9 protein-coding genes are annotated in these 9049 nt (G+C 73.9%); 5 read left to right on the plus strand and 4 right to left on the minus strand.

Features of this window, described 5'->3' with window-relative positions:
- Nucleotides 1-126: 126 nt before the first annotated feature.
- From CBZ_RS08890 to CBZ_RS08900, 3 genes are all read right to left on the minus strand, one after another.
- Nucleotides 127-1563: an RNA polymerase sigma factor gene (locus CBZ_RS08890; RefSeq protein WP_130781210.1), complete on the minus strand. Its 1437-nt coding sequence runs from the start codon at nucleotides 1561-1563 to the stop codon at nucleotides 127-129.
- The gene (locus CBZ_RS08895; protein WP_130781211.1) at nucleotides 1560-2006 is read right to left on the minus strand and encodes a YciI family protein; all 447 of its coding nucleotides are present in this window, start codon (nucleotides 2004-2006) and stop codon (nucleotides 1560-1562) included. Before CBZ_RS08895 ends, CBZ_RS08890 begins: the two co-directional genes overlap by 4 nt.
- Before the next feature lie 150 nt (nucleotides 2007-2156).
- Nucleotides 2157-2513, minus strand: coding sequence for a YciI family protein (locus tag CBZ_RS08900; RefSeq protein ID WP_130781212.1), 357 nt, complete (start codon nucleotides 2511-2513; stop codon nucleotides 2157-2159).
- Nucleotides 2514-2640: 127 nt separating this feature from the next.
- On the opposite strand from CBZ_RS08900, the gene CBZ_RS08905 reads away from it, so the two are divergent.
- The 3 genes from CBZ_RS08905 to CBZ_RS08915 all read left to right on the plus strand — a co-directional run bounded on the left by CBZ_RS08905 (nucleotide 2641) and on the right by CBZ_RS08915 (nucleotide 5801).
- Nucleotides 2641-2952 carry an ArsR/SmtB family transcription factor gene (locus tag CBZ_RS08905; protein ID WP_130781213.1) on the plus strand — a complete coding sequence of 104 codons (312 nt, stop codon included), beginning with the start codon at nucleotides 2641-2643 and terminating at the stop codon, nucleotides 2950-2952.
- Nucleotides 2949-3332: a VOC family protein gene (locus tag CBZ_RS08910; RefSeq protein ID WP_281274866.1), complete on the plus strand. Its 384-nt coding sequence runs from the start codon at nucleotides 2949-2951 to the stop codon at nucleotides 3330-3332. Before CBZ_RS08905 ends, CBZ_RS08910 begins: the two co-directional genes overlap by 4 nt.
- A 231-nt stretch (nucleotides 3333-3563) precedes the next feature.
- Nucleotides 3564-5801 (plus strand): rhamnogalacturonan lyase family protein, encoded by a 2238-nt coding sequence (locus CBZ_RS08915; RefSeq protein ID WP_130781214.1) that lies wholly within the window; start codon nucleotides 3564-3566, stop codon nucleotides 5799-5801.
- 136 nt (nucleotides 5802-5937) lie between these two features.
- Here CBZ_RS08915 and CBZ_RS08920 read toward each other — a convergent pair whose 3' ends face one another.
- A complete protein-coding gene (locus CBZ_RS08920) occupies nucleotides 5938-7914 on the minus strand; it encodes a hypothetical protein (protein ID WP_130781215.1) in 1977 nt (658 codons plus the stop codon).
- 143 nt (nucleotides 7915-8057) lie between these two features.
- On the opposite strand from CBZ_RS08920, the gene CBZ_RS08925 reads away from it, so the two are divergent.
- Together CBZ_RS08925 and CBZ_RS08930 are read left to right on the plus strand one after the other, a co-directional pair.
- Entirely contained in the window at nucleotides 8058-8666 is a 609-nt protein-coding gene (locus CBZ_RS08925) for a TetR/AcrR family transcriptional regulator (protein ID WP_130781216.1), read from the plus strand.
- Nucleotides 8667-8721: 55 nt separating this feature from the next.
- Nucleotides 8722-9049 (plus strand): alpha/beta fold hydrolase family protein (locus tag CBZ_RS08930; protein ID WP_218022738.1); only part of this gene is annotated, 328 nt, incomplete at its 3' end.

A 9049-nucleotide genomic window follows, 5' to 3' on the forward strand; every position in this document is an offset into this window, starting at 1 on the left:
TCGCTGCCGAGTTCGCTTGCTGCAGACGGCGAACTCGACCGGGACCGACGACCTCGACTGCGACCAGCGAGCTCGGCCGCCGCCCGTGGGGCCGAGGGGGGTCGGGAGGTTGAGGGTGGCGTGGTGCTAAGGCGGGGGTGGGGGTGGGGTGAGGGTGGAGGAGAGGCGGGACTCGAGGTGGGCGCGTTCTGTCGGGTTGGTGACCAGCGTGAGGGCGTGGCGGTACGACGCGGCGGCGGCTGCCGGGCGGCCGGCGCGGGTCAGGAGCTCGGCGCGGACCGCCGGGACCCGGTGCAGGCGGGGGAGGGCCTCGTCGAGGCCGTCGAGCAGGCGCAGACCGGCGTCGGGACCCTCCGCCTCGGCGACGGCGACCGCGCGGGCCAGCCGGACGACCGGCGAGCCCGTGAGCCGCTCGAGCTCGGCGTAGCGGACCGCGACGACGTCCCAGCGGGTGTCCTGCGACGTCGGCGCCGCCGCGTGCTCGGCGGCGACGAGCGCCTGCAGGACGTACTCGCGGGCGAGGCGCGACATGGGCGGGTACGGGCGTCGAGCGGGGGCGGGAGCCGCGGGGTCGGACGGCGTAGGCGTGGAGGTCGCGGGGTCGGACGGCGCGGGCGGCGTGGGGGTTGCCGACGCGCGTGCCGCAGTCCGTGGTTCCGTGACAGGAGGGGTGGGCGGGGGAGCCGGGGTGACCTTGGGGGTGAGGGTGGACAGGAGGGTCAGGGCCTCGGTGATCTCGTCCTGGTGCCAGCGGGTGCGGTCCTGGTCGGGGAGCAGGACCAGGGCACCGGCCGCGTCGAGGCGGGTGTCGCGGCGGGAGTGCTGCAGCAGCAGGAGGGCGAGCAGCGCGCGCACCACGGGACGGTCGGGCAGCAGGCCGTCGAGCACGCGCAGCAGGCGGATCGCCTCGTCGCCCAGGTCGACGCGCAGCGGGACGTCGCCCGCGCCGGGCTGGTAGCCCGACGTGAAGGCCAGGTAGACGACGGTCGCGACGACGTCGAGCCGCTCGTCGAGGCGGTCGGTCGGCGGGGTCGCGAAGGGGATGCCCGAGGCGGCGAGGCGCTTCTTCGCGCGGGTCAGACGGGCCGCCATCGCCGACTCCTGGACGAGCAGCAGGCGCGCGATCTCGGCCGTCGAGAGCCCGACGACGAAGCGCAGGGTCAGCGCGACGCGGTCGTCGGGGGCGATCGCGGGGTGGCAGCACGCGAACACGAGGCGCAGCTGCTCGTCGGCGACGTGCGCCCCGGGGTCGACGGCCGCCGCGGCCGCGGCCCGCATCTCGTCGTCGACGACCATGAGCGGGGCCTTGCGGCGCTGCACCGCCTCCGACCGCAGGCGATCGAGCACCCGTCGGCGGGCCGCAGTCAGCAGCCAGGCTCCCGTGCTCGCGGGCACGCCGTCGACGGGCCAGTGCCGAGCGGCCGACTCGAGCGCGTCGGACACCGCGTCCTCGGCGAGGTCGGGACGCCCGTACTGGCCGATCAGCAGCGCGATGAGCCGCGACCAGTGCGTGTGCCACGCGTCGGCGAGGGCGTCTGCGGCGGCCTGCTCGGCGCCCGTCATGCGGCGACCACCGGGTGGACCTCGAAGGTGCCTGCGGGGAGCAGGGTGAGGACGTCGACGAGCGCGTCGAGGTCGGGTGCGTCGAGGACGTGCAGTCCGACGAGCGGGCCGTCGGGCGTCGCGGCCGGGCCGTCGGTGAGGGTGAGGCCCTGGGCGCGCGAGCGGACGGTCGTCGCGACGTCGGGGGAGCCGAGCTGCTCGTCGAGCACGGTCGTGACACCCAGCACGGCGGCGAGCGTGGCGAGGTCGTCGCGCAGGCTGCGCGAGCCCGCCGCGATCCGCGCGAGCGCGCCGGTGATCGCGGCGTCGTCGGTGAGGTCGGGCCCGACGCCGGCGCTCGTGACGGGTGGAGCCGCTCCGGGGGCGGTCAGGTCGTCGAGGAGGTCCGTGCCGCCGGACGGCCCCTCGGCCGAGGCGCCGTAGCGCAGGACGACGAACCTCATGCCCGCCTCCGCGCACGGCGCGGTGCGAGGCGCCGCGGGTGGTGGGCGGTGCGGGCGTGGTCCGAGGTCATGCGGGCTCCTGGGTGCGAGGGGCGTCCGGCGTGTGTCGACGGGATGACGCGCGGCCCGGCGGCGGATCGACGGCCGGCGTCAGAGGATCGCGACGGGGCGGACCTCGATCGTGTACGACGGGGGCAGCAGACGCGCGTGCGCGACGACGTCGTCCTGCGTGGCGGCCTCGACGAGGTAGAACCCGCCGAGATGCTCGGTGGTCTCGGCGAACGGCCCGTCGGTGGCGGTGCGGTCGGCGTCGGGACGCAGCGTGGTCGCGGTGGTGGTGGGCTGCAGGGCGTCGCTCGACAGGATCGCGACGCCGTGGTCGCCCGCGCGGGTCTCGTAGTCGCGGTGACGGTCGAGGTAGGCCTCCTGCTGCTCGGGGGTGGCGTCGGCCCAGGCCTGCTCGTCCTCGTACAGCAGGACCATCCAGCGGGTGCGGTCGTCGGTCATGTCGCTCCTTCGGCTCGGGTGGGTGGCACCGGGTCCAGGGGACACCGTGCACCCTGGTGACGCGCGACGGGGTCCGGAATCGACACCGCCGTTGACAGGCAAGTGAACACTTGCCTATAAAGGACCCGTGCCCGACGACGTCTACAAGGCGCTCGCCGACCCCACCCGACGGGCGATCCTCGACGAGCTGCACGAGCGCGACGGCCAGTCGCTCTTCGAGATCTGCACCCGGCTCACGATGAAGCACGGCCTGGCGTCGTCGCGGCAGGCCGTCTCGCAGCACCTCGACGTGCTGGAGTCCGCGGGCCTCGTCGTCACGCGGCGCGAGGGCCGCTACAAGCTGCACGACCTGGACACCACCCCGCTCGCCGAGATCGCCCGCCGCTGGCCGGTGCGCGACGGCGACCGTCCCGCAGGACCCGGAGGAGCAGACCGATGATCCGACTCACCGTCACCAGCGTCTTCGTCGACGACCAGGACAAGGCCCTCGACTTCTACACGCGCGTCCTGGGCTTCGAGCCCAAGGTCGACGTCCCGCTGGGCGAGCACCGGTGGCTGACCGTCGTCTCGTCGGCCGACCCCGACGGCGTCCAGCTGCTGCTCGAGCCCGACGGGCACCCCGTCGTCGGGCCGTACAAGGCGGGGCTCGTCGAGGACGGCATCCCGGCGGCGTCGTTCGGCGTCGACGACGTGCAGGCCGAGTACGAGCGGCTGACCGCGGCGGGCGTGCGCTTCGTCCAGCCGCCCCTCGCGATGGGGCCGGTGACGATCGCGGTGCTCGACGACACGTGCGGCAACCTCGTGCAGATCGCGAGCTGACCGGCGGGGGCGTCACGCCGGCGGCCGGCGCCCGCGCCCTCGCCGTCGGCGCAGCCGCCGTCGTCATGAATCGTTCAAACCCGAAACGCTTCACCGCCCGTCCGAGGGGTGACCCCCGGCGAGCGCTTCCCTACGGTCGGTCCCTGGACGACCGCGCCCACCCGACGTCGGGCGGTGCGGGTCCCGACGCCGCGGTGACGACGCCCGGCAGCCGACCGTGAAGGGGAAGCCATGACAGCACGACGCGCGGCCGCGGGACTCCTCGCCGCCGCCACGATGGCGACAGGCGGCCTCGTCGCCGCCACGAGCGCGCAGGCCGCCGTCGCCTGCCGCGTGACCTACACCGTGACCAACCAGTGGGGCGCGGGCTTCGGCGGCGACGTCAAGATCGAGAACCTCGGCGACGCCGTCAACGGCTGGACGCTCACCTGGGCGTTCCCGGCGGGACAGACCGTCTCGCAGGCGTGGAACGGCGTCGCGTCGCAGTCGGGTGCGAGCGTCAGCGTCAAGGACGCGGGCTACAACGCGCAGCTCGCGACGGGCGGCTCGACGTCGTTCGGGTTCAACGGGACGTGGAACGGCACGGCCAACACGGCGCCGACGTCGTTCGCGCTCAACGGCACGGCGTGCACGGGGACGGCCCCGACGACGACCCCGACGCCGACGCCGACGACGCCCACCCCGACTCCGACGGCCACGACCACGCCGACCCCCACCCCGACGCCCACGACGACGACGCCGCCGAGCGGTGCGTGGCAGGCCGAGGACCTCGACCGCGGCCTCATCAGCGTGCGGTCCGGCTCGAACAACCTCGTGCAGTGGCGCCTGCTCGGCACGGAGGCGGCGTCGACCGGGTTCAACGTGTACCGCGGCGGCACCAAGGTGAACGCGTCGCCCGTCACGGGCTCGACGAACTACGTCGACGCGGGGGCGTCGGCGAGCGCGACGTACACGGTGCGGGCCGTCGTGAACGGGACCGAGCAGGCCGCGTCGGCGACGTCGCTGACGTTCGCCAACGGCTACCTCGACGTCCCGATCTCGAAGCCCGGCACCGACTACGTCGCGAACGACGGCTCGGTCGGCGACCTCGACGGCGACGGCCAGCTCGAGGTCGTCCTCAAGTGGGACCCGACCAACGCGAAGGACAACTCGCAGTCGGGCGTCACGGGCAACGTGTACGTCGACGCGTACCGGCTGAACGGCACGCGCCTGTGGCGCATCGACCTGGGCCGCAACATCCGGGCGGGCGCGCACTACACGCAGTTCCAGGTGTACGACTACGACGGCGACGGCAAGGCCGAGGTCGCGATGAAGACGGCCGACGGCACGCGGTCGGGCACGGGCCAGGTCATCGGCAGCTCGTCGGCCGACTACCGCAACTCCTCGGGGTACGTCCTGTCCGGGCCGGAGTACTTCACGGTGTTCGACGGCCAGACGGGCGCGATCGGTGCGACGACGGACTACGTGCCGCCGCGCGGCACGGTGTCGAGCTGGGGCGACTCGTACGGCAACCGGGTCGACCGGTTCCTCGCCGGGACGGCGTACCTGGACGGCGTCCGGCCGTCGATCATCATGGCGCGCGGCTACTACACGCGGGCAGTCGTCGTCGCGTGGGACTACCGCAACGGCACCCTGACGCGGCGGTGGACGTTCGACTCGAGCGCGTCGGGCAACAGCGCGTACGCGGGGCAGGGCAACCACTCGCTGACGGTCGGCGACGTCGACGGTGACGGGCGCCAGGAGATCGTCTACGGCGCCGCGGCCATCGACGACAACGGCGCGCGCCTGTGGAACACGGGGACTGGGCACGGCGACGCCGCGCACCTGGGCGACCTGATCCCGACGCGTCCGGGGCTCGAGTACTACAAGGTCACGGAGTCGACGAGCCAGCCCGACGCGTGGATGGCGGACGCCAAGACGGGCCAGATCCTGTGGAAGACGGCCGCGACGACCGACAACGGGCGCGGTGTCTCGGGCGACATCTGGTCCGGCAGCGCCGGCGCCGAGTCGTGGTCGTCGTCCGACAGCCAGCTCCGCAACACGTCCGGGACGGCCGTGGCACGCAAGCCCTCGTCGGCGAACTTCCTCGCGTGGTGGGACGGCGACGCGACGCGCGAGCTGCTCGACGGCACCCGCATCGACAAGTACGGCACGGGCGGCGACACCCGCCTGCTCACGGGCTCCGACGTGCACAGCAACAACGGCACCAAGGCGACGCCGGTCCTGTCGGGCGACATCCTCGGCGACTGGCGGGAAGAGGTGATCTGGGCGAGGTCGGACGACTCCGCCCTGCGGATCTACGCGACGCCGATCGTCACCGACACCCGCGTCTGGACGCTGCTGCACGACCAGCAGTACCGGGTCGCGATCGCGTGGCAGAACACGGCGTACAACCAGCCGCCGCACCCGGGGTTCTTCCTCGGGACGCCGTTCGCGCTGCCCGCGCAGCCGAGCGTGTACCTGCGCTGACCTGAGTCGGCGTCGGCTTCGGCTTTGGCGCCGACCTGACGCGCCGCGCCCGACGGGCCGGCCGGATCCCCTCCTCCGGCCGGCCCGTCGGCGTCGCGCACCGAGCCGGGGTGCCGGCACCGGCCGGCGGTCCGCGTCACGACGTCGTCGAGCCGCTGCCCGTCGGCGCGACGGCGCCGGTCATCCCCGCGGTGTACCCCTGCAGGTAGTCGTCCAGGAGCACTGCGGTCGACGGCGTCCCGCGCGGGATCGACGACGTGTCGGGCGGCGTCCTCGCCGCCCCCGCCGTCCTGCCCAGGGTGACCGCGTGGATGCGGTTGAGCGTGGTCTCGCGGACGCCGTCCCCCGTCGCCGGGTCGGTCACGGTCGTCGCGAGCGCGGGGAGGGTCGCGGGGTCGGCGACGCCGAGCGCCAGACGGACGCCCTCCGCGAACCGTGCGAGGTAGTCGGCCCGGCCGTCGGCGTACCCCTGCCGGTACGCCGCGAGCGTGGCGGGGTCGCCGCTGTGCGTCGCCTCGCTGGACGTCGCGTTGGTGCTCCCGTGCCCGTAGCCGTCCTGGTAGGGCGTCGTGGCGGCGGTCGCCTCGTGCTTCTTGCGCTTCTCCCGCTTGGTGGCGACCTGCTCGTGCTCCTGCTCCCAGATGCCCGGTGACCCGGGGGCGAACGGCGTCGGCTCGCCCGTCAGCTCGCCGCTGAAGTACCGCTGGTCGGCCGAGATCCCTCCGAGGAACGCGGCGTTGCGGCCGGTGAGGGAGTCCGCCTTCTGCTCGAGCGCGGCCTTCTTCACCGGGTCGGTCTCGCCGAGCGCCTTGACCCCGGTGCGGGACTGCTTGGTCAGCTGCTTGTGCAGGAAGCGCCGCGCGGCGTCCAGGACGAACTGCTGCTGGAGCGCGGGGAGGTGGTGGGTGGCGAACCAGTCGCGGGCGGCCTGTCCCCACCCCCCGCCCGTCTTGGTCCGCGTGATGATCGTGGTGGGCCCGGGCGGCGGGGCGTTCGCGTCGATGAACGGCTGCCCGAAGTACGGCGAGGACCGGAACCACGCGAACATGTCCATGTCGCTCTTGCCCCACGCGCCGTTGCAGCGGCGGCAGATGCGCATGAGGTTGCCGATGTCGTTCGAGTAGACGTGCACCGCCTCCGCGGTGAGGACGACCTCGCAGCCGAAGGACCCCGGCGTCCCCGTCGTCTGGAAGAACCGGGCGAACGACGGCGTGGTCTTCTGGATGTCGGTGTACAGCGTCGCGTTGAGCGCCATCGCGCGGGCCAGCATGAGCAGGTTCTCCCGGATCTCGGAGAACGCCTGCTGGTGGTCGACCTCGAACTGCGTCGCGTCGGTGACGTGCCCGCACGTCGCGCAGACCTGCCCCGCGGTGCCGTCGTCGTGCTGCCGCAGCCCGCGGTTCGCGATCGCCTCCTCGGCGAGCGCGTGGTTGACGGAGCCGGTCGACTTCCCGCTGACGCCCGGGAGGTTGGACGACACCGAGTGCCAGGCGCCGTCGTCGCGGCCGGTCGCCGCCGCGGGACGCGTCGAGAGGTCGGCCGGCGTGCTGTACTTCGCGTCGTGCTGGGCCGCGGGGAGGGACGGCGTCGGTCCCAGCGCGGTGGTCCAGGCCTGCAGGAGGTCGCGCTCGCGGTCCTGGAGCGCGGTCGCGAACGTCGCCGACGGGGTCAGGGTGAGCCGCTTGAGGGAGACGCGGAACTCCTTGATCGTGTCGTGGTCGAGCCAGGCGGCGAACGCGGCGGGCATGTCGGCGACCGCGGCCCGGGCGTCCGTGACGAGGGCCTTCTGGCTCGTGAAGACGACGGGTGTCGCGGGGTTCGGCGTCTGCGACCAGAACTGGATGACGAGCTGGACGCAGCGCGGCGCGCTCGTCACGGTGCTCATGGCCTGGAGGTTGGCCCACGTCACCGGCTGCTTCTTCTTGTCCTCGATCGTGCGCTGCACGGGTGCGGGAACGGACGACGGGCGAGCGAGGCCGGACAGCAGGTGCGTGACGGCGCGGTTGCCGACGAGCCGTTGCGCGGCGGCGATCCCCGCGGGTGGCACCCCGGGGATCGTCGCCGGGCGTGGGGCGCGACGGACCTCGGCGGTGCTCGGCTGCGGGTCCTTCACGGTGCTCCCGGGGGCGACGTCGTCTGGCGTGCACCGTACGTACGGCGTCCTCCTGTCCCGCGGCCTCATCGGGCGACCGACCGGGCAGCGACGCAGTCCGCCCGGGGGTTCCAGGTTCCGCACGATCGTGCTAGAACTGCGACATGGGCAAGGGCGACGAGACGCGGCAGGCGGTGGTCGACCGGGCGGTCGAGATCGCCGGGCGCATCGGCGTCGCCGGCCTGACGATCGGCTCGCTCGCGACGGCCACCGAGATGTCGAAGAGCGGGCTGTTCGCGCACTTCCGGTCCAAGGAGGCGCTGCAGCTCGCCGTCCTGGGCCGCGCGCGGGAGTCCTTCGTCGACGAGGTCGTCCGACCCGCCCTCGCCGCGCCACGCGGGGTGCCGCGCGTCCGCGAGCTGTTCGAGCGGTGGCTCGCGACGTCCCAGGCCAGCGCGGCCGGGTGCCTGTTCGTGTCCGCCGCGACCGAGTTCGACGACGACCCCGGAGCCGTGCGCGACCAGCTCGTGCGCGACCACTGGGACCTCGTCGACGCGATCTCGCAGATGTACCGCGCGGGCGTGAAGGAGGGGCAGTTCCGCGACGACCTGGCCCCCGAGCAGTTCGCGCACGACCTGTACGGCGTCATGCTGGCGCACTTCCACGCCTACCGGCTGCTGCGCGACCCGGCGGCCGAGCACCGGACGCGGGACGCGTTCGAGCGGCTGGTCGCGGGGATCGTCGCGCCGGTCGCACCCGTCGCACCCGCCTGACGCCTTCGCCCACCCCGGCCCGGTCGGTCGGCACCGACGCACCCTGGAGGATCTCGTGACCCTGGCAGCGACCGAAAATAGCACGACCGTTCGTTCCCACGTGCGGCTGCCGCGCGGCGTCCGGACCGCCGTCTCCCTGCTCGACCGCGTCGCGCCCGCCGCCGTCGCCCGCGTCGCCCTCTACCTGTGGTGCCGACCCGCCGGCGCGCGCGACGCCGAGGTCGGCCCCGGCGGCACGCCCTGGAGCCTGCGCGTCGGGAACGGGGACGTCGCCGGGCGCACCTGGGGCGACCACGGGCCACGCGTCTACCTGGTGCACGGGTGGGGCGGGCACCAGGGGCAGCTCACCGACCTCGTCGGCCCGCTCCTCGCCGCCGGCCACC

It is taken from the genome of Cellulomonas biazotea, assembly GCF_004306155.1.
GTDB lineage: Bacteria > Actinomycetota > Actinomycetes > Actinomycetales > Cellulomonadaceae > Cellulomonas > Cellulomonas biazotea.

Excerpts from the sequence above, each read along its gene's own strand:
- CBZ_RS08890 (WP_130781210.1), bottom strand. The coding sequence starts at position 1,563 with ATGACGGGCGCCGAGCAGGCCGCCGCAGACGCCCTCGCCGACGCGTGG.
- CBZ_RS08895 (WP_130781211.1), bottom strand. The coding sequence starts at position 2,006 with ATGAGGTTCGTCGTCCTGCGCTACGGCGCCTCGGCCGAGGGGCCGTCC.
- CBZ_RS08900 (WP_130781212.1), bottom strand. The coding sequence starts at position 2,513 with ATGACCGACGACCGCACCCGCTGGATGGTCCTGCTGTACGAGGACGAG.
- CBZ_RS08910 (WP_281274866.1), top strand. The coding sequence starts at position 2,949 with ATGATCCGACTCACCGTCACCAGCGTCTTCGTCGACGACCAGGACAAG.
- CBZ_RS08915 (WP_130781214.1), top strand. The coding sequence starts at position 3,564 with ATGACAGCACGACGCGCGGCCGCGGGACTCCTCGCCGCCGCCACGATG.
- CBZ_RS08925 (WP_130781216.1), top strand. The coding sequence starts at position 8,058 with ATGGGCAAGGGCGACGAGACGCGGCAGGCGGTGGTCGACCGGGCGGTC.